This window comes from Enteractinococcus coprophilus (assembly GCF_006716305.1).
GTDB classification, from domain to species: Bacteria; Actinomycetota; Actinomycetes; order Actinomycetales; family Micrococcaceae; genus Yaniella; species Yaniella coprophila.
In genome coordinates this window covers 487106-511623 of record NZ_VFOU01000002.1, presented here as the reverse complement: position 1 = coordinate 511623, position 24518 = coordinate 487106, and the positions used below count along the sequence as shown (strand labels likewise).

21 protein-coding genes are annotated in these 24518 nt (G+C 54.1%); 15 read left to right on the top strand and 6 right to left on the bottom strand.

Going from position 1 to position 24518, the window contains the following annotated elements:
• Window positions 1–4: 4 nt before the first annotated feature.
• From FB556_RS07125 to FB556_RS07105, 5 genes are all read left to right on the top strand, one after another.
• Complete coding sequence (locus FB556_RS07125; RefSeq protein ID WP_141866171.1) at window positions 5–784, top strand: DUF3159 domain-containing protein; 780 nt, start codon at window positions 5–7, stop codon at window positions 782–784.
• Between the two features lie 144 nt (window positions 785–928).
• Complete coding sequence (locus FB556_RS07120) at window positions 929–2407, top strand: class I SAM-dependent RNA methyltransferase (protein WP_141866169.1); 1479 nt, start codon at window positions 929–931, stop codon at window positions 2405–2407.
• Between the two features lie 159 nt (window positions 2408–2566).
• Window positions 2567–5272: an aconitate hydratase AcnA gene (gene acnA / locus FB556_RS07115; RefSeq protein ID WP_141866168.1), complete on the top strand. Its 2706-nt coding sequence runs from the start codon at window positions 2567–2569 to the stop codon at window positions 5270–5272.
• Between the two features lie 152 nt (window positions 5273–5424).
• Window positions 5425–5928 (top strand): hypothetical protein, encoded by a 504-nt coding sequence (locus tag FB556_RS07110; RefSeq protein WP_141866166.1) that lies wholly within the window; start codon window positions 5425–5427, stop codon window positions 5926–5928.
• Between the two features lie 3 nt (window positions 5929–5931).
• Complete coding sequence (locus FB556_RS07105; protein WP_141866164.1) at window positions 5932–6906, top strand: aldo/keto reductase; 975 nt, start codon at window positions 5932–5934, stop codon at window positions 6904–6906.
• Between the two features lie 339 nt (window positions 6907–7245).
• Here FB556_RS07105 and FB556_RS07100 read toward each other — a convergent pair whose 3' ends face one another.
• The 4 genes from FB556_RS07100 to msrB all read right to left on the bottom strand — a co-directional run bounded on the left by FB556_RS07100 (window position 7246) and on the right by msrB (window position 10152).
• On the bottom strand, window positions 7246–7689 hold the full coding sequence (locus FB556_RS07100; RefSeq protein ID WP_141866566.1) for a QcrA and Rieske domain-containing protein: 444 nt from the start codon (window positions 7687–7689) through the stop codon (window positions 7246–7248).
• A gap of 45 nt (window positions 7690–7734) precedes the next feature.
• Entirely contained in the window at window positions 7735–8937 is a 1203-nt protein-coding gene (locus FB556_RS07095) for an HRDC domain-containing protein (protein WP_281280481.1), read from the bottom strand.
• A 98-nt stretch (window positions 8938–9035) separates the two neighbouring features.
• The gene (locus FB556_RS07090) at window positions 9036–9629 is read right to left on the bottom strand and encodes a DUF3000 domain-containing protein (protein ID WP_246057257.1); all 594 of its coding nucleotides are present in this window, start codon (window positions 9627–9629) and stop codon (window positions 9036–9038) included.
• A 67-nt stretch (window positions 9630–9696) separates the two neighbouring features.
• Window positions 9697–10152 carry a peptide-methionine (R)-S-oxide reductase MsrB gene (gene msrB / locus FB556_RS07085; RefSeq protein ID WP_141866160.1) on the bottom strand — a complete coding sequence of 152 codons (456 nt, stop codon included), beginning with the start codon at window positions 10150–10152 and terminating at the stop codon, window positions 9697–9699.
• 130 nt (window positions 10153–10282) lie between these two features.
• On the opposite strand from msrB, the gene FB556_RS07080 reads away from it, so the two are divergent.
• The 9 genes from FB556_RS07080 (at window position 10283) to FB556_RS07040 (ending at window position 20838) form a co-directional block, all read left to right on the top strand.
• Window positions 10283–11584, top strand: a complete 1302-nt coding sequence (locus FB556_RS07080; RefSeq protein WP_246057256.1) for an alpha/beta hydrolase family protein — start codon at window positions 10283–10285, stop codon at window positions 11582–11584.
• Between the two features lie 77 nt (window positions 11585–11661).
• Window positions 11662–12423 (top strand): YebC/PmpR family DNA-binding transcriptional regulator, encoded by a 762-nt coding sequence (locus FB556_RS07075; protein ID WP_141866156.1) that lies wholly within the window; start codon window positions 11662–11664, stop codon window positions 12421–12423.
• On the top strand, window positions 12424–13065 hold the full coding sequence (gene ruvC / locus FB556_RS07070) for a crossover junction endodeoxyribonuclease RuvC (protein WP_141866154.1): 642 nt from the start codon (window positions 12424–12426) through the stop codon (window positions 13063–13065).
• Window positions 13066–13146: 81 nt separating this feature from the next.
• The gene (gene ruvA / locus FB556_RS07065; protein ID WP_141866152.1) at window positions 13147–13779 is read left to right on the top strand and encodes a Holliday junction branch migration protein RuvA; all 633 of its coding nucleotides are present in this window, start codon (window positions 13147–13149) and stop codon (window positions 13777–13779) included.
• Between the two features lie 3 nt (window positions 13780–13782).
• Window positions 13783–14946, top strand: coding sequence for a Holliday junction branch migration DNA helicase RuvB (gene ruvB, locus FB556_RS07060; RefSeq protein WP_141866150.1), 1164 nt, complete (start codon window positions 13783–13785; stop codon window positions 14944–14946).
• Window positions 14947–15114: 168 nt separating this feature from the next.
• A complete protein-coding gene (yajC, locus tag FB556_RS07055; RefSeq protein WP_141866148.1) occupies window positions 15115–15573 on the top strand; it encodes a preprotein translocase subunit YajC in 459 nt (152 codons plus the stop codon).
• A 56-nt stretch (window positions 15574–15629) separates the two neighbouring features.
• Window positions 15630–17369, top strand: a complete 1740-nt coding sequence (secD, locus tag FB556_RS07050) for a protein translocase subunit SecD (protein WP_141866146.1) — start codon at window positions 15630–15632, stop codon at window positions 17367–17369.
• Window positions 17366–18391, top strand: coding sequence for a protein translocase subunit SecF (gene secF / locus FB556_RS07045; RefSeq protein WP_141866144.1), 1026 nt, complete (start codon window positions 17366–17368; stop codon window positions 18389–18391). The genes secD and secF overlap by 4 nt, the downstream gene beginning before the upstream one ends.
• 218 nt (window positions 18392–18609) lie before the next feature.
• On the top strand, window positions 18610–20838 hold the full coding sequence (locus FB556_RS07040; protein ID WP_246057281.1) for a RelA/SpoT family protein: 2229 nt from the start codon (window positions 18610–18612) through the stop codon (window positions 20836–20838).
• On the opposite strand, the gene FB556_RS07035 is transcribed toward FB556_RS07040, so the two are convergent.
• Window positions 20835–21467: a hypothetical protein gene (locus FB556_RS07035; RefSeq protein ID WP_141866141.1), complete on the bottom strand. Its 633-nt coding sequence runs from the start codon at window positions 21465–21467 to the stop codon at window positions 20835–20837. The two genes, FB556_RS07040 and FB556_RS07035, sit on opposite strands and share 4 nt — an antisense overlap.
• Window positions 21468–21553: 86 nt before the next feature.
• Entirely contained in the window at window positions 21554–22915 is a 1362-nt protein-coding gene (locus tag FB556_RS07030) for a DUF349 domain-containing protein (RefSeq protein WP_246057255.1), read from the bottom strand.
• Between the two features lie 169 nt (window positions 22916–23084).
• Here FB556_RS07030 and hisS point away from each other — a divergent pair, with 169 nt between their 5' ends.
• Entirely contained in the window at window positions 23085–24452 is a 1368-nt protein-coding gene (gene hisS, locus FB556_RS07025; protein WP_141866136.1) for a histidine--tRNA ligase, read from the top strand.
• The last annotated feature ends 66 nt before the right edge of the window (window positions 24453–24518 follow it).

Here is a 24518-nt window from a genome sequence, read left to right as displayed (position 1 = left end):
TTTATTGCATAACGAACCGGAAACGAGCACGGTAATGGACAACGCGGAACACGAGCAGAACAGTGACCAAGAACAGCTCGAACAAGTCGCTCAGCGACTTGCCGGTCGGACAGCGACGACCCCTTCGGGGGAGCTGGATCTCCTTGCTTCGGTCGGTGGCATTCGCGGTATCGCCGAAGCTATCCTGCCGGCTTTGATTTTCTTAGCCGCGTTTATCCTCACGACCAACGTGTGGATCTCTGCGCTCATGGCGGTAGGCCTGGCTGCGATCGCAAGTATAGTACGTCTGCTTCAGCGACAACCGCTGACGCAAGCCATAGCTGGTGTCTTAGGGGTTGGGGTATCCGCCGCCGTTGCACTGCTACAAGATGATGCACGCGGCTACTATGTCATCGGATTTTATATCTCTGCGGCCTATGGCACTGCTTTTGCACTGTCCATGGCTGTCAAGTGGCCGGTAATGGGACTCATCTACGGCTGGATCCGAGGTGAAGGGGTCCGTTGGCAAAAAGTTCCCGCGCGACGACGGAAATATCAAATCGCCACATTGCTGATGGTGCTGGTCTTTGCCGCTCGGCTGGTTGTCCAGCTCCCAATGTATTGGGCAGATGACGTGGTGGCCCTAGGGACCGCGCGTTTAATCATGGGGGTACCCCTCTACGCATTGGTGCTATGGTTCGGTTGGCTCGTCACGAAACCGACAAAAGATCCCCTTATGACACGTAACCAATTTTCATCGGATGCTAACACCCCAGGTGAGAGTGGTGCCGGGCCAAAAGTATGACACCACACGTCACGGTGATACATCACACATTGCGAGGCGATACTATGGTGATTGGACATTGACAAATGAAATTTGTGTGGGAATCGGCTCGCCGGTTCTCACAACCCAGTACCACTCACCACAAGACTTGAAGCAGGCCGATCAATGACAAGCACCGGTTCACAAACTGCCGCGCATCTGGCAGCACATGACAAAGATGCTGGCCAAATCCTTACACTCGAAGTTGGCGCCATGGCACATGGCGGACACTGTGTTGCCAGACACGACGGTCGCGTTGTGTTTGTGCGGCATGCGATTCCAGGTGAAATCGTGAACGCCGCAGTGACCGCAGGGGGAGAGGATGCCCGTTTTTGGCGTGCGGATACGGTGTCCGTTGTTCGACCTTCCGAGTTTCGGCGTTCACACCAGTGGAAGCTTGCTGATTCCATCCGTGCTCACGCCTCAGGGCGGTTTCCCGTTGGTGGAGCAGAATTTGGCCATATCACTTTAGAGCACCAGCGCCGCCTTAAAGCGCAAGTTTTCCGTGACACCATGGCCCGTATCGGCAAGCTCAATGTCGAGGCTCCAGTCGTGGGGATCACCGAAGACGAGCCCACCGGGTTGCACTGGCGAACTCGCAATGCCTTCTCAGTGACCACCACCGGACGGTTGGCAATGAACGTCCACCGTTCGGCATCAGTTGTACCGGTACGCAACATCCCACTGGGCGTCCGTCAGCTCGATGCGCTACAACTGTGGGATATTGACTTCACAGGTGCTGCACGCGTCGAGGTTGCCACACCTTCCCATGGGGAAGAAGTCCTCGTGGTGATTTTCCCGCTGGACACTGTGGCTGCTAGCAAGAAGCAGCTCGAACATCACATCGCCCAGTGGCGTAAACGCATGATCCATTTGCCTTCCAAAGTGTCGGTGGTCGTGGGGTTACGTGCCGAACAGTTTGGCCCGCTCGAAGTGGTCCGCCTGCGCGGGCGGACATGGCTGACCGAGGTCGTTGAGACTGAAGCATTCGGCGTCCATACTTTCCGGGTCTCGGGCGACGGTTTCTGGCAGGTACACCGCGATGCCCCAGCAACGCTAGTCAAAGCCGTCCTGGAGGCACTGGATGTCCAGCCAGGTCAGGTTGTCGCAGACCTCTACGCCGGCGCCGGTCTATTTTCGAAGTTCATCGCTGACGGGGTCGGCGATGACGGTCTCGTATTATCAGTTGAGGCCTCTCCGGGTGCATCACGTGATGCACGCAAGAACTTACATGATGCGAAGCAGGCCTGTGTCATTAACGGGCTAACTGACCGCATCATCGGCTCCTGGTTGCAACGGCCAGACGCTTCGCTGGCAAAAGGTGGCCTGGACGGCCGTCAAGTAGATGCAGTGGTTCTTGACCCACCGCGTGCAGGTGCCGGTCGGGCAACGATCACGAGAATTCATCAGCTAGCTGCCGAAAAGATCGTGTATGTCTCGTGCGACCCTGCATCATTTGCGCGTGACACGAAATGGCTTGTCGAACACGGTTGGGAAATTGAAGACAGCACGATTTATGATCTGTTCCCAGATACTTATCACATGGAGACTGTCACCACATTTCGGCCATCTGCTGCGTTGAGACAATCGCGCGACAACGACTGAATCACGTTAGAATAAAAGCCACACCGCCCACGCATGCTTTGACCGGGCTGGGCGGTTCGCACCGGCAGTGCCCTGACGTGTCACTTGCATGCGTTGAGCGACACAGCTTACACAGGACAATGAAAACGCCCCGAGTGGGCGGGAAAAGAGGAGTCCACTGTGACTACAGTTGATAGCTTCGGCTCCAAAGGCGTCTTGGACGTCGATGGTGCTGAGTACGAAATTTTTCGACTCAACAAAGTTGAAGGTTCGGAGAAACTTCCTTACTCGCTGAAGATTCTGCTCGAGAACCTGCTCCGCACAGAAGACGGTGAGAACATCACCAAGGAGCAAATTGAGGCCCTTGCCAACTGGGATCCATCCGCTCAACCAAACACCGAAATTCAGTTCACCCCGGCCCGGGTATTGATGCAGGACTTCACCGGTGTTCCCTGTGTTGTTGACTTGGCTACTATGCGTGAAGCCATCGCAGACCTTGGTGGAGATCCAGAACTGGTCAACCCACTGGCACCAGCAGAGCTTGTCATTGACCACTCGGTGCAGATCGACTACTTCGGTACTCCCGACGCAGTAGAACGTAACGTGGAAATCGAATACGAGCGCAATGGTGAGCGCTACCAGTTCCTGCGCTGGGGTCAGACCGCATTTGACGACTTCAAAGTTGTTCCCCCTGGCATGGGTATCGTCCACCAGGTCAACATCGAATACTTAGCTCGCACCGTCATGACTCGTGAAGTCGACGGCGTCCTGCGCGCATACCCGGATACCTGTGTTGGTACCGACTCGCACACCACCATGGTCAACGGCATGGGTGTTCTCGGTTGGGGCGTTGGCGGTATTGAAGCTGAAGCAGCGATGCTCGGCCAGCCAGTCTCAATGCTGGTCCCACGCGTCGTCGGTTTCAAACTCACCGGTGAAATCCCAGCGGGTGCTACCGCAACTGACGTTGTATTGACCATTACTGAAATGCTGCGTGAGCACGGTGTCGTCGGTAAATTCGTTGAATTCTACGGCGAAGGCGTCGGCTCGGTCCCACTGGCCAACCGCGCAACCATCGGTAACATGTCGCCGGAATTCGGCTCGACCGCCGCAATCTTCCCGATCGACCAGGTTACCTTGGACTACCTGCGCATGACCGGCCGTTCGGAAGAAAACATCAAACTCGTTGAGGCCTACACCAAGGAACAGGGCTTGTGGCATGATCCATCCAAGGAGATTGAGTTCTCTGAGTACATGGAATTGGATCTCTCCACGGTTGTTCCTTCGATCTCGGGACCACGCCGTCCTCAGGACCGCATCATCCTGGACGATTCGAAAGACCAGTTCCGTAAGGACATCCATGACTACGCCGATACCGATGAGGCCGGCAAGGGTCGTCCATCGCGTACCGCCGAGGTTAAACTTGATGACGGCCGCGAATTTGAGCTGGATCACGGTAAGGTAGCGATCGCATCAATCACCTCGTGTACCAACACTTCCAACCCATCCGTCATGATGGCCGCAGCTGTGTTGGCTCGCAACGCCACCGAAAAAGGTCTGAAATCCAAGCCATGGGTCAAAACTTCTGTGGCACCAGGTTCCCGCGTAGTCACCGAATACTACGAAAAATCCGGTCTCATTCCACACCTGGAAGAACTGGGCTTCTCGATCGTTGGGTACGGGTGCACGACCTGTATTGGTAACTCGGGTCCACTCGATCCAGCGATCTCCAAGACCGTCAACGATAACGACCTAGCCGTGACCTCTGTGCTGTCTGGTAACCGTAACTTCGAGGGCCGTATTAACCCTGACGTCAAGATGAACTACCTGGCGTCACCGCCGCTCGTCGTGGCCTACGCTCTGGCCGGGACCATGGACTTCGATTTCGAAAACGAACCACTGGGCCAGGACTCCGCAGGAAACGACGTCTTCTTGGCCGATATCTGGCCAGACCCAACCGAAGTACAGCAAATCATCGATCGTTCGATCGACACCGAGATGTTCACCGAAGAATACTCGACCATCTTTGACGGCGACCACCGCTGGCAGAGTCTGGATACCCCAGAAGGTAGCACCTTTGCTTGGGATCCAGAGTCCACCTACGTTCGTAAACCGCCGTACTTCGAGGGCATGACCCTGCAACCAGAACCCGTCCAGGACGTTTCTGGTGCACGTGTGCTGCTGAAGCTCGGCGACTCGGTCACCACCGACCACATTTCGCCAGCCGGTGCCTTCAAATCGGATACACCAGCCGGTCAGTACCTGCTCGAAAATGGTGTCGCTCGGAAAGACTTCAACTCCTACGGTTCCCGCCGTGGTAACCACGAAGTCATGATCCGCGGTACCTTTGCAAACATCCGTATCCGCAACCAGATGCTGGACGGCGTTGAAGGTGGCTTCACCCGCGACTTCACTCAAGACGGCGGCCCACAAAGCTTCGTCTTTGACGCAGCCATGAACTACCAGCAGGCCGGCACGCCACTAGTCGTGCTGGGCGGTAAAGAATACGGTTCCGGCTCCTCCCGTGACTGGGCGGCCAAGGGGACCGCACTACTTGGCGTCAAAGCCGTCATCACCGAATCCTTCGAACGTATTCACCGCTCGAACCTGATCGGTATGGGTGTGCTCCCACTGGAATTCCCAGCTGGAGAATCCGCAGACTCGCTTGGCCTGGACGGTACTGAAACCTTTGACATCTCGGGTATTTCCGAACTGAACAACGGAACGACTCCAAAGACGGTCCACGTGACTGCAACCAAAGAAGACGGCACCAAGGTCGAATTCGACGCGACGGTTCGCATCGATACACCAGGTGAAGCAGACTACTACCGCAACGGTGGTATTTTGCAGTACGTCTTGCGTCAGATGGCCGCGAAAAACAAATAAGCGGAAAACGCAGCTGAGCCGTCAAGTCTTTTGACGAAATAATGGCCCGGTACCCACACATGGGTGCCGGGCCATTATGCTGTACAACGCATACTCACCCTGCCGGTAGTATCAGTACCGGACACCATCTTGCCTCTACCTCTAGGAACATCGTGAGCATTATTCGTATGTACCACACTGCCGACGGCGCTTCGCGCCCAACCCACTACCGGGAAGCCTGGTGGGAACAAGAGACCGGAGAATTCATACTCCACCACGGACCAGTGGGCGAAACCGGAACCACAACGGTAGAACAGGTAGCCGACGAATCCGAGGCCGACAGTCTGCTAGCCTCACTCGAACAGCAGAATCTGGCGGACAACTACGTTGATGTGGATGCAGTGCCGCATGAGACCTTCACGGTCATAATCAAATTCAAAGGCCAAGCTCCCACCCAGGTGGAATCAACCAATGCCGAAAAATTTAGCGTTGCTTACTCAGGCCTACTCGGTTGGCGAGGCCTTGGCACCGTTGATCAATGGGAAACAGCAACTCACGAGCCAGCGTTTCTGATCACCGTGCATACGGTTCATCGCAACAAAGCTATCAAGCTAGCCCACGAGGCCCTGAAGAAAACCGATTTTAGAAGCGACCGGATGCAAATCGAACGGAGTTAGTCGATGCAATATCGTCGAGTTGGCAATTCGGGGCTGGTGGTCTCTGCTATCGGTTTTGGCTGCAATAACTTAGGGCGCCCGAACGCTGTTACCGAAGATGCAGAGGAATCGATTCGAGTCGTCAAAGCTGCTCTGGAAGCCGGGATCACCTACTTCGACACTGCCGATACCTATGGCAAAACACCGGGACTTTCGGAACACTACCTCGGTCGAGCTCTGGGAAGCGAACGTGCCAATGTCGTGATCGGTACGAAATTCGGTATGGACATGAACGGTGCCAACGGCCCAGATTTTGGAGCACGCGGTTCACGGCGATACATCATCACCGCCGTTGAGGCTTCCTTGCGGCGTCTCAACACCGACTACATCGATCTCTTCCAGTACCACACCCCGGACTCGGTGACCCCGATCGAAGAGACACTCGTTGCGCTGGATCAGCTCATTGCTCAGGGCAAAGTGCGCTATGTGGGGCATTCCAACTTCTCCGGTTGGCAGATCGCCCAGGCTGAATACGTCGCCCGAGAGTTGGGCACAGAACGGTTCATCTCGGCCCAGAACCACTACAATCTCATGGATCGTCGAGCCGAACTGGAAGTACTACCTGCGGCTGAAGCATTTCATCTGGGTGTGTTTCCGTATTTTCCTTTGAATAACGGCCTGTTGACCGGCAAATATACTCCTAGTGGGGGACCGTCAGGTTCTCGACTGTCTTATGTACGGCAACATATGGTTAATGATGCCAATTGGGACCAGCTCAACCGCTATGCGCAATTCGCCCAGGAACGCGGCATCACTCAAGTCGATGTAGCATTCGGATGGCTGGCCGCGCAAAACCCGGTGGCATCTGTCATTGCAGGGGCTACCCGTGTGGAACAAGTCCAGCAAAATGCGCGTGCACTTGACTATGAGCTATCGGACGACGACTTGACAGTTCTGGATGAGATCTTCCCACCGGCCGACAAAATTGCCCTGTACTAGACACATTGCGTGTGACGAGAGGAGCCCATCATCAATACATTCTTCGATATTGCAATGACCATTGGCGCAATTTTGCTCGTGGTACTCATGGTGTGGTCTCTTTGGAGCCTGAACCGGGCCCCTATAAATGCAGTACAACGCCTCTGGTGGGTTTGTGCGATCTTTATTCTGCCCGGCATCGGATCGATCGTCTGGTGGTGGTGGATTAAGCGCTATTATCCACGTCGAAGCACCCAGGACCCTTCTTGGGATCCGGCAACGCAACCTTCAGCCCAGCAGAGACTGGGGCGACCGCGCCCCAGTCGGCGGCGTTATACGACTCCGCGCGATTAGGCAGAGCTAGGCTGGTTCGACTTCCACGAGAATCCAGCCGTCTTCGATGGCTGTCTTGTGTCGCATGAGCGGTCGCTGGGCAGGTCCACTGACGGCCTCGCCGGTGAGTTTGTCAAAATGCGAAGCATGACATGGGCAGACAAAGGCCGGTGAGGCGCCGTCGTCGTTTGCTCCCACAATACAACCCTGATGCGTGCACACAGCCGAATAGACATGCACGACCTCGGCACTTTCTCGATATATCAGGACCTGATTGGCACCAACTGCCATCTGAGCCGAACTCCCCGGTGCCAAATCTTCAAGTGCAAGCGCTTTGGTCAGCGTACCTCCAGAAAACGTTTCCTGGTCGGGATCGGAGGTGCACGCGGTTAAAGCAACAGCGGCGGTTGCAGCTGCTCCGGAGGCAACTAAAAACGTACGGCGATTTGGGAGTTTTTTACAGCAGCTCATCGTGTTCCATCATGTTTCGAAGAATTTTCCAGCGTATGGATCGGCTCATGTGTCGAGGGGATCCGGATCCAACAGGGCGACGGTGATAACCGCGGAGCTGGCTTGGACTTGCCAGGGACGGGCTCCTAAATCCAGGAGGCGTCGTTCAACTGATTCCGGTGTGATGGGCTCGGGCGGGCGCCAACACAACTCGCGCAGAGTCTCGGGCAACAGAAGATTCTCTAAAGGCATGCTGTGTTCTTCTGCGACCCGGGCAAGCCGTTTTCTGCTTGTCTGCAAGCGACGGGCGGCTAGCGGATCTTTTTCTCGCCAGGCTTTGACGGCCGGAGGAGCCTGAGACGCCATTCGCAGCGGTGGAATTTTATCAGGGTCTTGGGCAATTTTGATACCGTCTTGGATGGCTTGTAGCCAGCGACGAGCGTCTTTCGCCGCTGCCCGACGACGCATGCGCGGAATTTTCATTAACTGTGGAACTGTCCGCGGCCTGGCCTTGGCCACCGCTATCAGGGTGCGATCATTGAGTAACTTTCCTGGCGGCAGATCGCGGGACTGGGCAAGTTTTTCTCGTGTAGTCCACAGCGACCGAACAATCGCTAATGCTCGTCGGTCGGTGATTTCGTGAATGCCGGAAGTCTTACGCCAGGGGTCTTTGCGCGGAGGTTTCAACGGTCGAGTCAACAGCGCATTGAATTCCTCGTAGGCGATTTCAAGTTTATGTTCGCTTTGAAGTTCTTGGATCATCGCTTCACGCAGCTCATGAAGCAATTCAACATCTAGTGCGGCGTAATTGCGCATGTCTTCCGTGAGTGGACGGACGGACCAGTCAGCCGCCGAATGCTCTTTGGCTAACGATACGTTGAGTTTGCGCTCCAACAGGGCCGATAAGCTCACCCGAGGATAACCCAGGAGTCTACCGGCGAGCTCTGTGTCGAAGAGTTGATCAGGCCACAGTCCGGCTTGGCGTAATGACGGCAAGTCCTGAATGGCCGCGTGCAGAATCCACTCGACGCCCGCGAGCGCTTGCTGGATCGGTTCAAGATCCTTCAGCGCCTCAGAATCAAGAAGCCAAATGGTATCGTCGTCGCGTTTGAGCTGGATCAGAAAAGCCCGCTGGCCGTAGCGGTATCCACTGGCACGTTCAGTGTCGACTGCCACGGGTCCGGTGCCGGCGCGAAGTTTTTCCGCCGCGTGGTGGAGCTGTGCTGGAGTGTCGATGACCGGTGGTATGCCACCGGCGGGTTGAGTGATTAAAACAGGTTCGGGGTCTTGTGCGGCAGGCTGTGAGGTCTCAGCGGCATGCTGAGATTCCTCGGAATCGTCTGCCCTGAGATGCGCGCTAGAAATCGTTACTTCCTTCGATGTGGGTTAAACGGAATGACACCTTCGGTTATGGGCGGCAGTCCTGCGAATGTGCAGACCATATCACTCCACGCGGACAGGTGACGATCAAGATGGTCACCCTCAGGTGTCCATGACGCACGGAGTTCTAAGTCTATCGTTTCGTTTTGTTGGTCGATGACCCCAAACCCTTGCGATAATACTTTGCTCGCGGTGCCACCTGGTTGACGATACGTAGCCTCAGCGTGGTCGAGCGCTTCAACCATCCATGACCAGGCGACTTCAGATACGAGTGGATCTTCTCCAAGGTCAGCTTCAAGCCGGGTTTTGATGTAAGTGACGATACGGAAGTTTCCGTCCCATACTTCCGAATATTGGGGGTTATAGAGCATAATGAACCGACCAACCGCCAGTGCATCACCGTTGGTGGCTGACACATCAGCCGACATCGCCACCGCGTATGGTGCAAGCTTGGCAGGCGCTGGAACTTCATTGAGCACCACCTCATGGCGCGTGACGGCTTGACGCAATTCATCAAGGGCCACTCTAAATGTCTGCGGAGCGGCCTGCAGAGCTTGCGCATGAGACTGTTGTGGATTCACAATCCCAGGTTAAACCCCCACTTGAAGGATTTTGTGGACGGCGCGCCGAAATCGTGCTACTGAGAAATTAATCTTGCGACTTTGTCAAATTTAGGCTCAACGAATTAATGCAATAGCGGAGATCCGTTGGGGTATCGAACCCTTCACCAGCAAAAACATGCCCCAAATGTGAGTCGCAATTGGCGCAGCGCACCTCAACTCGGGTCATCCCGAGTGAACTATCCTCAACATAGGTGACTCGTTCATTATCGGTGGGTGCATAAAATGACGGCCATCCACACCGGGCATCAAACTTCGTGGTCGAAGCAAAAAGTTCCTGACCGCACGCCCGACAGGAGTACACGCCAGTTTCTTCGGTATCCCAATATTCGCCTGTAAACGGACGCTCAGTTCCAGCTTGGCGAAGAATGTGGAAGGCCTCGGGGCTTAAGCGTTGACGCCATTGCTCTTCGGATAAAGACCGTGCTTCTTCTGCGGCTAACGGTTCATTGGTTGAGTGGGAAGGACCTGATGTACTTGTCATGTCGCCAATCTATCGTTGCCCGTTGGCCAAATCTACCGTTTTGCCTCACTGCAAAACTTGCCATACGCAATCAGGCGAAACGGTTGCTAATGGCTAGCGAAAAATAGCTCTTCAAGTCAGAATGTTAGGCATGGGTGACAATAACCTACGCAACCTTGTCGGCACGCCATTTCGTGACACCCAAAATCACGGAACAAAACGCACTATTCGATGGTCAGCCGTAGGCGCTGTCACGGGCGCTCTTGCTGGCACGGCGTTAGCCGCGATCCCCACCCTGGCATCAATCTTTGCCCGAACCGTTGTCACTCCAGAGCCACATCCTGCAGAAGATGTCCGGATCTATCGCTACCGGCCGTCTACTGACACGACGACTCCCGCTCTGATTGAACTTGCGATCACCAGCCAGACGACGGTGCGGGGTCAGTACGCTTTGACCTTTCATGAGAACCAAGGGGTGGCCCGCGTGGGGGAGATCGTAGCCATCGATCGCAAACACCAAACAGTCACCCGTGTAGTGGAAGAGATTTATAGCGGAGATCTCTCTCGGGCCGTTCGCGGTCGTTGGGCGGGATTTGTTTGGCCAACACCTCATGAAGCCGGATACGTGTATCAGGACGTCTGGATTCCCGTGGACAACGGTCTTGCCCCTGCATGGTTTATTCCGCCGACACGTCAAACACAATTTCACGACACCTGGATTATTACTGTTCACGGGCGGGGCTCGAAACGCAATGAAGGATTGCGCATGATGGGGGTCGCTCAGCGGATGGGCATGCCAGGACTGTTGGTGTCCTATCGCAACGACGGCGAAGCCCCCGATGCTCGGGACAAGCGATATGGCTTGGGTGCGACCGAATGGCCAGATATTGAGGCTGCAATTTTATATGCCCTCAACAACGGCGCATCATCGGTCGTTCTTGCTGGTTATTCCATGGGTGCTGCAGTGAGCCTACAACTCATCCAGCGGTCTGCACTGGCGCGTTATGTTCGAGGACTTGTACTCATCGGGCCAGTCATTGACTGGCTCGATGTCTTGCGTCATCAGGCCCGGATCAATCGAGTACCACATCCTGCCGGAAAACTAGGACGCTGGCTCATAGAGTCCCCGTGGGGAAGAACCATCACAGGGCTTGCCGCTCCACTGGATTTTCGCCAGCTCGATTGGGTGAGTCGCGCAGCTGATCTTACCCATCCCATGTTGATATTGCATTCCCAGGACGACGATTTTGTCCCGATCGGACCCTCGGAAGAACTCGCACATAAAAACCTTCGTTATGTCAGTCTCGTTCGGTTCCAGCAGGCTCGCCACACGCGAGAATGGAATGTGGATCCAGTACGATTTGAATCCGCCGTGTTGACCTGGTTGCATGTTTTACTCAGCGGCATCTCCCATGATCGGCCGAGTCTGCCAGGCGCAATATCTGCCGAATAACCGGTATGCCCCTATAATGGAGGCAGTCGATTTACCCCTAACGCCCGTTGTGCTAAACGGGAGAGGAGTTCAATACCGTGGCAGGTCACTCAAAATGGCATACAACGCGACACAAGAAAGCTGCGTTGGACGCAAAACGTGCCAAAATGTATGCCACCCACATTAAGGCAATTGAAGTTGCGGCTCGTGCAGGTGGGCCAGACCTTGAAGGCAACCCGGCACTGGAAGTGGCCGTCACCAAGGCCAAAAAACAATCGGTACCAAACGATAATATCGATCGTGCCATCAAACGTGGTGCCGGTCTGACCGGTGAAGTCATCAACTATGACGAGATCATGTACGAAGTCCGCGGCCCGGAAGGCTCCGCATTGCTTATCGAGTGCCTCACTGATAACCGAAATCGTGCTGCCTCCGAAGTCCGGGCAACCGTTACCCGTAACGGTGGACACATGGCAGATCCAGGGTCTGTCTCCTTCATGTTTGAACGTCGCGGGGTCGTCCGTGTTCCGTCAGAAAACAATACGGAAGATGACGTCATGATGGCAGTTATCGAAGCTGGTGCCGAAGAAATTGTTCGCTCAGGTACTGCGTTTGAAATTATTTCTGACCCATCTGATGTTCATGACGTCTCAAAAGCCCTTGACGAAGCTGGCATTGAATACGAATCTGATGACGTTGAGTTTTATGCGGCAATGAAGGTCGAACTGGACGCCAAAGCTGCCAGCTCATTTATGCAATTGTGGGATGCCGTCGAGGACCTCGATGACGTACAAAACGTTTATGCCAATGTTGAGATCTCTGCCGAGGTTCTTGAAGAGATGGCAGCTCAGGACGCATAGGTGCACAATAAAAGTGTCAATTCAGGAGCAGCCGCTGGGCTATTACGCGTCATAGCAGTTGATCCCGGGCTGACACGCTGCGGTATAGCAGTAGTCGACATCGCTGCTAACCGTCGTGCTCAACTGGTTGATGTGACAGTCGTTGGCAGTCCCGGAACTGAACCGATAGGGCATCGACTATCAGTCATCGATCACGCCATGGGGGAGTGGTTGGAAAAATACCAGCCAGATCATCTTGCAGTGGAACGTATGTTCGCTCAGCACAATACCCCTACCGTCATGGGTACAGCCCAAGCCTCAGGAGTGGCGATTGCTGCGGCAGCACGCAAGGATGTTCCCACAGCGTTGCTGACGCCTTCGGAAGTAAAAGCTGCCGTGACTGGTTCAGGTAGCGCGAACAAGCAACAAGTCACCGCGATGGTGACGCGCATACTCAATCTTGCTGTCTCTCCCAAGCCTGCGGATGCGGCTGACGCCATTGCCATTGCGATTGCCCACGCCTGGCGTGGGGGACTCTTAGGTCGCGGCCTAGACACAGGTAAATTGGCGAGTCCAGCAAGAAAATCTCAATTCGACACTCAGCCCGAAACTCTTACTCCTGCACAGAAGCTCTGGCTGGCAGCTGAAAAACGAGCTAAATAAGCCTTACGCCACCGCCAAGAATGCAACCGGTGCGTATAATCACGTGAAAATGATGGTGCAGAGCCGTCAGAGGGAGAGAATATGATCTCGTCGCTAACCGGCGAAATCCAGCATATTGGGATCGATAACGCTGTTATTCACGTTGCTGGTATCGGCTACGTTTTTTCGGCAAGTCCCACGACTCTGTCGGCGCTCCGCCTGGGCCGTGAAATCACAGTCCAAACACTGCTGATGATCCGTGACGATAACCCAGTGCTGTATGGATTTGGTACAGCAGATGAGCGCGAGATCTTCGAAACCATGATGACCGTTTCAGGTATAGGGCCACGGATTGCGCTAGCGGTACTGTCGATTTTTGAACCTGATGAAGTTCGCCACCACATTGATCAACAGGACGATAAAGCCTTTACGAAAGTCCCCGGCATCGGACCGAAATCGGCGAGACGCATCATACTTGAGCTATCTGGCAAACTCGTCCCGAGAGAAGAACCAGATCAGCCTTCCACAAGGAGTGGTCGTAGTAAAGAACCCGTCTGGAAAGACCAAGTTCAGCAGGCCCTCATCGGTCTGGGCTGGAATGAAAAAGATGCGCTGAAGGGCATTGGCAATGCTCTGGAGATACAGCCGGAGCTTGCCGACTCTCATGACGTTTCAGCGGCCTTGCGCGCAACCCTACAAAATCTTGGCGAAGGCCAAAGAAGGCAACGGCTCTAATTTATGACAGACCCAAGTTTCACCCCGCACAGCGACGATCGACTTGTGACCGGCGGAGCCTCCACCGAGGAGCGCGAAGTCGAAGCCGCCCTGCGACCTAAAAACCTTGCTGATTTTGTTGGTCAGCACCGCGTCAGAAAGCAACTAGCGCTCGTACTTGAAGCAGCCAAGCTCAGGGGTGCGACCGCCGACCACATCTTGCTATCTGGGCCTCCGGGGTTAGGAAAAACGACACTGTCGATGATCGTGGCAGAGGAAATGGGTGCACCTTTGCGGATATCTTCGGGACCTGCGATCCAACATTCCGGTGATTTAGCCGCCATCCTGTCTTCGTTAACCGAAGGCGAAGTGCTTTTTCTCGATGAGATTCATCGCATGTCGCGGCCGGCTGAAGAGATGCTGTATATGGCAATGGAAGATTTCAGGGTCGATATTGTCGTCGGTAAAGGGGCAGGCGCGACCGCGATCCCGCTTGAACTACCGCCCTTTACTATTGTCGGGGCTACCACCCGTGCCGGACTGCTGCCGGGTCCCTTACGCGATCGGTTTGGTTTTACCGGCCATCTCGACTTCTATGCAACTGAAGAACTTGAAATGGTGATTCGTCGGTCGGCAGCAATGCTTGACATGAACCTAACGAACGAGGCTTTCTCGGAGATTGCTTCTCGCTCGCGGGGCACCCCGAGGATTGCTAACCGGTTATTACGTCGAGTTCGTGACTGGGCGCTGGTCAATGGTTTGGCCTCAGTGGACGCCGGTGCTGCTGCTTCTGCTTTGGAAATGTATGAAGTAGATTCACGTGGGCTGGATCGACTGGACCGATCAGTGCTTGAGGCATTGTGTACGAAGTTCAACGGGGGACCGGTAGGTCTCTCGACGCTGGCCATCGCCGTCGGGGAAGAAATAGAAACCGTCGAGACAGTAGCTGAGCCGTATTTGGTGCGAGAAGGCTTGCTGGGCCGCACACCCCGAGGCAGGATTGCCATGCCAGCCGCATGGGAACATCTAGGGCTCAAACCACCCGAAGACCCCTCCTCGGATGGGTTGTGGTCGCTCTTGCCGGAAGGTGCTGGCACCGTAGAAACTGCCCATCAGCATGACCCACAAGGAAGTTACATGCCGCAAGAAGATACGGAAGGCATGCTGTTTTTTGATGACCAAGACTGACTGATATCAGACCTCATGGCTGCCGCTGGCCCACGACATGAAATTCACGCTATTTAAGTCGGGCCATTAGGATAGGCTCAGACATTGTGTAAATGCCGCAAAACCGGCAGTTTCCGTGGGTGCATTGCTGTGCACTGTATGACAACAAGATAGTTGGTAGAAGACTAAATGACCTATAACGCTGAAATCGCCACCGTTATCGCACAAGCCGAAGGCGGCCAAGAAGGCGGTTCGAGCATGTTTATGCTCTTGATGTTGGCAGTGCTTGGTTTGCTGTTCTTCATGATGATCCGTCGCAGCCGTAAAGCAATGAAAACGCAGCAAGAACAGCGCGCTTCACTGCAACCCGGAATGCAAGTCATGACGACGTTTGGCCTCTACGGCACCATTATCGAACTCGATCGTGATGATAATAAAGTCGTGTTGGAATTATCGCCAGGACACTTTGCCACTGTTCACTTGCAAGCTGTGGGCCAAGTCGTTGAAGAAAGCGCTGCCGAAGAGCTTCCTGAATCCGGTATCACGGTCGATGACATCCCCGATTACCCAGAACAGACGTCGCCTGAGACCTCCGATAGCGAATACGGTTCAGAATACAAAGACCCACGCGACGACCGGGATCGCTAGACGCTCCGGCCGCAGTTCCTTTTTGTCGAAAACCATATTGAAAGCCTGTTATATTCATGGCGTCTAAGAACTCTCAATCCCGTGCGCGACGTGCGCTGGCATGGCTGACAGCTATTATTGTTGGTTTGGGTGTCATCATGGGCATTGGCATTGCTACCAATAATTCCAACGGTCTCCCGCTGCTAGCTCTTGACCTTGAGGGCGGTACCCAGATGGTGCTGTCTCCAGAAACCACAACGGGCGAAGCTGTTACTGCCGAGCAGATGAACCAGGCCGTTGAGATTATCCGTCAACGCGTGGACGGATCTGGTGTTTCAGAGGCTGAGATCAACACCCAAGGTGACGACAACGTGGTTGTTTCCATGCCGGGTACCCCAGACGCCCAGACGCGCGAATTGATCCAAGCATCCGCCAACATGGAATTCCGGTCAGTTCTTACTGCTGGTTCGTTCCAGGCCACTCCGGAAGAAGAACGCCTGGATGTTTCTGAAATTCCCGAACCTGAAGCTACCCCTGAGAACGGCTCCGATCCGAACTGGATTACCACGGAAGTTTATGACGAGTTCCAGCGCACTGATTGCGCGGCACCTGAAGCCTCGCAGATTCGCGACGATTTACCAGCCGATGAGGCCGTCGTAGCGTGTGATTTCGACACCCAAGTCAAATACATTCTGGGACCCCTTGAAATCTCTGGCGATCAGATCGAGTCCGCCGACCACGGCATGGCATCGACGCCCACCGGAGTGTCAGCGAACCAGTGGGTCGTCAACATCCGGTTTGAATCCGAGGGTGCTGAGAAATTCCGCGAAATCACTCAGCGTCTGACTGGCATGACCTCACCACAAGATCAGTTTGCGATCCTGCTCGATGGCCAGATCGTCTCGGCGCCCGCTTCGCAGGCCGTCATTCTTGATGGTCAAGCGCAGATCTCTGGAAACTTTGACGAAGAAAGCGCGGCACAGCTTGCCGAGCAGCTGCAATACGGTTCACTGCCGATCTCCTTCGAAGTTGAATCGGAACAGCAGATTTCGGCCACCCTTGGTCAAGATCAGCTGTTTTGGGGACTCGTAGCAGGTCTCATTGGTCTAGCTCTCGTTGCGGTCTATCAGTTCTTCCAGTATCGGGCACTTGGTCTCGTTACTCTGACATCGATTTTGATTATGGGTATTTTGACCTATCAAGCTATCGTGTTGCTCGGTTGGTCTGATAACTACCGTTTATCGCTGGCGGGCATCGCGGGTATTATCGTCTCGATTGGCCTGACAGCTGACTCGTTCATTGTGTACTTCGAACGTATTAAAGATGAAATGCGCAACGGCCGTCCTTTCGAAGCTGCCGTGAATTATGGGTGGGACCGGGCCAAACGCACTATTACGGTTTCAAAGCTGGTGAACATACTTGCTTCGGTGGTGCTGTTCTTCGTTGCCGTCGGCAACGTGAGAGGCTTTGCATTCACGTTAGGGTTGACCTCTATTGCCGACCTCATTGTTGTTTACATGTTTACCCATCCGGTTATGCAACTGTTGGCAAAGACAAGATTCTTCGCTTCGGGTCACCCAATGTCAGGCATGGATCCGTCGCTCTTGGGACAAAAACCTCTCTACCAGGGAGCAGGGCGCATTCGCGAGTTCCGTCCCGAAGAAGAGGTCGTTGAGGTCCGGTCGAAGAAAAATAAACGCTCTGGCAAAGAAGCGGCGCGGCGCCAGACCATTGCAGAACGCCGGGCAGCAGAACGCGCCGCAGCCCTGCAGTCATCCAGCACATCCGATCGCGAGCCTGCACAGGAGGACTCATGAGTCGCTTAGCAACCTGGGGTAACGAACTCTATGCGGGCAAAAAATCCTACCAATTCGTTCAGAAATGGAAGACCTGGTTTGTTGTCGCGTTGATCCTCCTGGTGGTAGCCGGAGGAATTACGGCGCTCCGCGGAGGATTCAACCTCGGTATTGAATTTCGGGGAGGTTCCGAATTTACCGTCTCCGCAGTAGAAAATACGGATCCATCGATTGGTGAACAAGCCGTAACGGCAGTTGTACCCGAGGTGGAAGCGACAGCTACCAATATCGCGCCTGGAACAGTCCGGGTCCAAACCGCAGAACTCTCTGATGATCAGACCCTACAAGTCGCCACTAACCTCCAGGAAGGTTATGGCGTGGCTCAGGAACAAGTGACTTCCAACTTTGTGGGTCCAACGTGGGGTGCGGCTGTCTCACAACAAATGTTAATCGGTCTGATCGTGTTCCTGGTGCTCGTCGCACTATACCTAGCGATCTATTTCCGCACATGGAAAATGTCGGCGGCAGCGATCGTGGGTTTGATGTATGTCGTCGCGCTGACCGTTGGTATCTATGGCGCAATAGGTTTCGAGGTCACCCCACCAGCCATCATTGGTTTCCTGTTGATCTTGTCTTATTCGCTCTATGACACCGTCGTGGTATTCGATAAGATCCGCGAAAATACACAGAATCTCGAAGAAGACCGGAGACGAACCTTTGATGAGTTAGTCAACCTGGCGGTAAACCAAACATTGGTACGCTCGATCACGACCTCCATCGTGGGCATTTTGCCGGTAGGGTCAATCTTGTTCATTGGTGCGGGTTTACTCGGTGCCGGAACGCTGCGAGACATTTCACTGTCGATTTTTGTGGGCATCATCGTTGGTACTGTGGCCACACTGTTTATTCAAGCCCCGCTATACGCACTCTTCCGGAGAAACGAAGAGGGTCTCAAAGACCGCGATGCGAAAATCCTACGTCGTCGCGGCTCGCTTGAATCGAAGGACGAGAACTCCGTAACGGCAGATGCGTCAAATACGTAGTACTTCTACGCATCATAAACAGCGGTCCTATAGCCTTGAGTCTGGGCGTTAGGATCGCTGTGTTTTAAGCTGATATGTTCGAATCCAGCAAATAATTGTCACCAAAGGTTTGTGACGCACTAAACTAGGTCACTAGATCGAATTTCGTGGCAAGGGGAGGGTTTGTGGCTTCATCACAACCAACATCACCTCATGGTGGACATAAGGGCCCTGATGCCCTGACACCGGCACGAGGTTTTGGTCGCTTCGCCCGGCTCACCGGCCGAGGGTATTCCCCGCTACTCGAACCTCTGGTTCGTACTCTGAAAGTTCGGAACCCCAAGGACGACATCGGTCCAATTATTCGAGCTTTTAACGTGGCTAATTACCATCATCGTGAGCAGTACCGAAAGTCTGGCGATCCCTACATCACGCATCCGGTAGCGGTAGCCACAATCCTTGCAGAACTCGGTCTGACCGGTGAAACGCTCATTGCTGCACTTTTGCACGATACTGTTGAAGATACTGAATACACTCTTGAACAGTTAACCAAGGACTTTGGCCCTGACGTTGCGTTGCTGGTTGATGGTGTCACCAAGCTGGATCGGGTTGAGTTCGGGTCCGCTGCAGAAGCAGAAACCGTTCGCAAGATGATCATTGCGATGGCCAAAGATGTTCGCGTGTTGATGATCAAACTTGCTGATCGGCTGCACAACGCTCGTACTTGGCGTTACGTTGCCCCTGAATCCTCTGCACGCAAAGCCAAAGAAACCCTAGAAATCTACGCCGCGCTTGCTCATCGTCTCGGCTTGAACACCATCAAGTGGGAACTTGAGGATCTATCATTCGCAGCGCTGTCACCGAAAGTTTATGCAGAGATTGTTCGGCTCGTGGGGGAGCGCACTCCACAGCGCCAGAAGATTGTGGCGAACCTGACAGAGCAAGTCGATAAAGAGCTTCGTTCCGTAAAGATTAGGGCCACGGTGACGGGTCGATCGAAACATTATTACTCGATCTACCAAAAGATGCAGGAACAGGACAAAGAGTTCAATGAGATCTATGACCTGCTGGGCATCAGGGTTCTTGTCGATTCGGTCCGGGACTGTTATGCAGTTTTAGGTGCCCTACACGCCCGGTGGTCACCAATACCTGGACGATTCAAAGATTACATCGCAATGCCGAAGTTCAACATGTACCAGTCATTGCACACCACAGTGATCGGCCCCGGCGGCAAACGTGTTGAAATCCAGATACGGACCCATGAGATGCATCATCGAGCAGAATATGGTGTCGCTGCCCACTGGGTTTATAAGCGTGGCGGAACCGCTGATGCAGAAACTCCAGGGTGGCTGAAAACTGTTCTCGACTGGCAACAAGACGCTGCGGATCCCAATGATTTTCTTGACTCATTGCGCACCGAAATCGGCTCAGCAGAAGTTTATGTTTTCACGCCGAAAGGCGAGATCAAAGCGCTTCCATCCGGGTCTACTCCAGTGGACTTCGCCTACAGTGTGCACACCCAGGTCGGCCACCGAACGGTGGGCGCACGCGTTAATGACCGTCTCGTGCCACTAAATACCGTGCTAAATCACGGCGACACTATCGAGATCTTTACTGATAAAGGCGAGAACGCTGGGCCCTCACAAGACTGGCTCGGCTTCGTTCGGTCGGGTCGTGCCCGGAACCGCATACGTCACTGGTTCTCTAAAGAACGCAGAGACGAGGTTATTGAGCGTGGTAAAGAGTTATTAACCAAAGAGGCACGCAAGCGCACCCTTCCTTTGCAGCAAATGCTCAGTACCGATACCCTCACCCAAGTTGCCGAACAACTCAACCACGAAGACATTCAAGGGCTCTATGCGAGTATCGGCGATGGATCCTTGTCGTTAACCAACGTCTTAGACCGAATAGAACGCTTACTGTCTCCCGAAGACGAAAAGCCCGAACCAGAACCGGACACGGTCGCGATACCTGCTATTCCCCAGCCCTCGCGGCATGCCGACTCTGGCATCGTGGTTCCCGGGGCAGGCGATGTGATGGCGAAACTGGCACGTTGTTGTGCGCCCGTACCGCCGGACAGCATCATCGGGTTTGTCACAAGAGGCTCGGGGATCTCAGTCCATCGCAAAGACTGTCTAAACATCGTCAATACGACTGAAGAGGACCGACTCATTAAGGTAGAGTGGGCGCCAACGTCCGACGCTACGTTTAACGTCGACATTCTGGTGCTCGCATTGGACCGTAAGCAACTCTTGTCAGACCTGACAGCGGTGCTGTCTGACCATCATGTAAATATCCTCAGCGCGAATGTGAAAACTCGTCGGGATCGCGTGGCTGAAACCAGCTTCGTTTTTGAAATGGGTGACACCGATCATCTTGAACATCTGATGAATGCGGTCCGTCAAGTAGACGGTGTGTATGATGTCTACCGTCGTTCAGATCGAAGTAAGAATTCTGCGGCCACCTAGGCTACGTGTTGCTTGGCGCCGCTGTAGTCCTTGACTAATGACTCGAAGAGTTGTTGGGCAGTGCTCATCCCAGGCAAGGAACTCTGGTCCTGGAGACGTTGCCTCATCGCGTTGAGATCAATTCGGTTGAATAGCTCATAGACGCGAGCCTGATATCGTTGGACGCCGCCGACCCTCAGCAGATCTACGATGGTCAATTCTGGCGCTGTGACAACTACGCCACCAATGACTTGTAAGTCATCTTCTGATACCTCCGCGCGGTCCAAATAGTCTGACTGGCGAATGGCCGAAGGCATAATCCTAGATCTACGCCTCTTACGCGGGATAGAGGCGGTCGCAGCTTCGAAGATTTCGGGCGCTTGTCCACCTAAGTGAATCCACGCTGCGGTGAGCAAGGTTGCAGTCCAACTGCCAGAGATGAGACGTTCACCCACCATACGCACGCTTTTAGCTCGTTGTGATGCCGTATCTGGTAGGTCGATGTCAACATAGAATGGACCAAATTGCGGCCGGAGCATCCCATGATAGGTCATCGCAGACAGCTCGGAGGCGTTGAATGGATTGTTCGGGACGTATAAGTGATATTCATTGGTCATCAAGAATGGTGAAGCACTATGCGAAGTAGTCATGCATCTTATGATGACAAAAAACAGCTCCGGCCGACGGACTGTCGACCGGAGCTGTGGATAACTTCGCGTTGGCTGGTTAAGAGGACCTATTCACCAGCAGCTTGAACAACTTCTAGCCATTGCCGGCGAGCTTTGAGAGCTTCTTGCACAGCAGCGACCTTCTTTTGATCTCCAGCTTGCTCGGCAGCAGCAAGGTCTGCTTCCAACTGAGCTATCGTATCTTCCAGCTGTGTCAAGGCAGAATCCGTGCGTGCCTTGGTCTCAGGATCGGTCTTGCGCCAGTGTTCGTCTTCTAAATCCGATAGCGCACGCTCAAGCTTGGTCATCGCCGTTTCCATCCGACTCATGTCCTTGCGCGGAACACGACCAGCTTCGTCCCAGCGTGCACGAATATCCTTCATAACGGTCCGGGCTGACTCGAGACTTTTGAACGGCAGATGCTGTTCAGCGTCTTTCAGAATCTGCTCTTTGACCGCCAAGTTGGCTTCGTACTCACGGTCTAATTCAGCATTGGCGGCATCGCGAGCGTTAAAGAAGACATCCTGCGCCGCGCGGAAGCGCGCCCACAGTGCATCATCGTCCTTCCGCGAAGCACGCGGAGACTTTTTCCACTCATTCATCAATTCACGGTACTTGACCGTTGTGGGACCCCAATCAGTGGAATCCTGCAGAGCCTCAGCACGAGCAATCAGCTCTTCTTTAGTCTTTTTCGCTTCAGCGTTTCGTGCATCCAATTGAGAAAAGAAGGCGCGCCGGTTCTTTTCAAATGTATTACGAGCTGAACGGAAACGTTTCCATAACTCGTCTTCAGTTGCTCGAGGTAAACGCGGACCAGATTTCTGGGTTGTGCGCCACTGGTCAAACAATTCACGCATTCTCGCGGTTGATTGTTTCCACTGGGTCTTCTCTGGGTCCTGAGCAGAGACTTGTTCTGCTTCATCCACAATCTTTTGACGGGCAGCCTGCTGTTCGGCGATGGCCTGTTCGCGTTGCGCCTGCATTTTGGCGTGGCGTTCGACAAGATCATTGCGCAGCTGTTTTGACAAGTCCCGGAGCTTGGCCATATCGCCGACCATCTGTCGGGCGGCAATTGTCGCGTCGATCTGATCAAGAGTCTTCTGTAACTCCTGGTTTGATACATCAGTATCGAGACGCTGTTTGAGCAATTGCAGCTGCGTCATCACGTCATCATATTTCCGAACGTAATAGGCAAGGGCGTCCTCAGTGGAAGCTTCTGGCACCTGGCCGACCTCGACCTTTTCTTCGCCATCGAGCAGTGTTACAACACCGTCGTCCGATACCTCAGCAAATTGCTTGGCTTGCCCAAGATCAGAGGTGTAGGCAGGCGTAGGCGCCACCGGTGCGACCGGGGGGACTTCTGCTGGGGTCACAGCGCTTGGTTTAGGAGCTACTGGTTTGGGGGCGTCGGGTTGTTGACTCGTTGTCACCGCTATAACTTTCTTCCGTAGGTGGAGATCTCGTCAGCCATCGGATGACTGTGATGAGATGGTCACTGACAGCTTACGCGAAAGGCATACAATGGCAGAGTACTTTATAAAGGATGCGTAAGTCTGCGCATTGCACTACCACGACAGAACTCTTGGAGATCACACCGCTATGTCCCGTAAGACTTCACTTTCTGGGTTCCACGAATGGCTGCCTGAAGAGCGTCTCGTCGAACTCCATGTGCTCAATACACTGGCAGAAGTCTTCGAACTCCATGGATTTTCCAATATTGAGACTCGTGCGGTGGAACCACTCGGGACCCTATTGCGCAAAGGCGATATCGACAAAGAGGTCTACACGGTCTCCCGCATCCACGAGACCGAGGCACCCGATCCGTCTGACACATCACGTTTGGCCCTGCACTTTGACCTGACTGTGCCCTTTGCACGGTACGTGATTGAGAATGCCGGCCACCTGAATTTCCCGTTCCGTCGCTATCAGATACAAAAAGTCTGGCGCGGTGAACGTCCACAAGAAGGCCGCGCACGAGAATTCACCCAGGCAGATATTGACGTCGTAGGTGACGGCGCACTGGACTTCCGCCACGACATCGACGTGGCTTTAGTCATGGCCGAAGCCCTGTCAAAGCTTCCTATTGGTGAATTCATCATTCGGATTAATAACCGTAAGCTTGCTGAAGGTTTCTACCGCGGCATCGGTCTGAACGACACTGCCGGCGTGTTACGCAATATCGACAAGCTGGAAAAGATCGGCCCAGAAAAGGTCTCAGAAGCCCTTCAAGAAGAACTTGGCGCTACCGCAGAACAGGCCGAATTGGCGTTGGCTCTGGCACAAATCCGTGCCGAGGATTCCTCATTCGTTACTCAGGTCCGTGCTCTTGGGGTGGAAGATGAACTACTTGAAGAGGGTCTACAAGAACTGGCAGAAGTCATTGACCAGTTACACAAACGGGCTCCGGGCACTGCAGTAGCGGACCTATCAATCGCCCGTGGCCTGGATTATTACACCGGCACGGTCTATGAGACCAATCTGGTGGGACATGAACAACTCGGCTCGATCTGTTCTGGTGGCCGCTATGACGCACTGGCAACCAAGGGCAAACGCAGCTTCCCTGGTGTCGGTCTGTCGATCGGTGTCACTCGATTGATTTCTCGGATGTTTTCACAAAACATGGTGGAGACGACGCGCAAGGTTCCGACAGCAGTTTATGTTGCACTGACTTCCGATGAAGATTGGTCGGCCGCTCAGGATGTGGCCCAGCAATTGCGCAGTCGCGGGATCAACACCGAAGTCGCTACGAAGGCTGAGAAATTCGGTCGACAGATCCGGCATGCCGATCGCCGAGGTATCCCATATGTATGGTTTACCAACTTCGAAAACGGTCAGGCTGTCCACGAAGTCAAGGACATTCGTTCAGGCGATCAGGTCGTCGCAGATCCTGCGGCGTGGATGCCGCCGGCCGAAGACCTGCAGCCCACGATCTTCCGCACCGCGCAGCACAAGGACTCATTGCGCTGAGCGGTAGACTAGCTTCGACTATCACAAGTTTTTAATCCACACGTAGAACTCAAAAGGGGAAACACA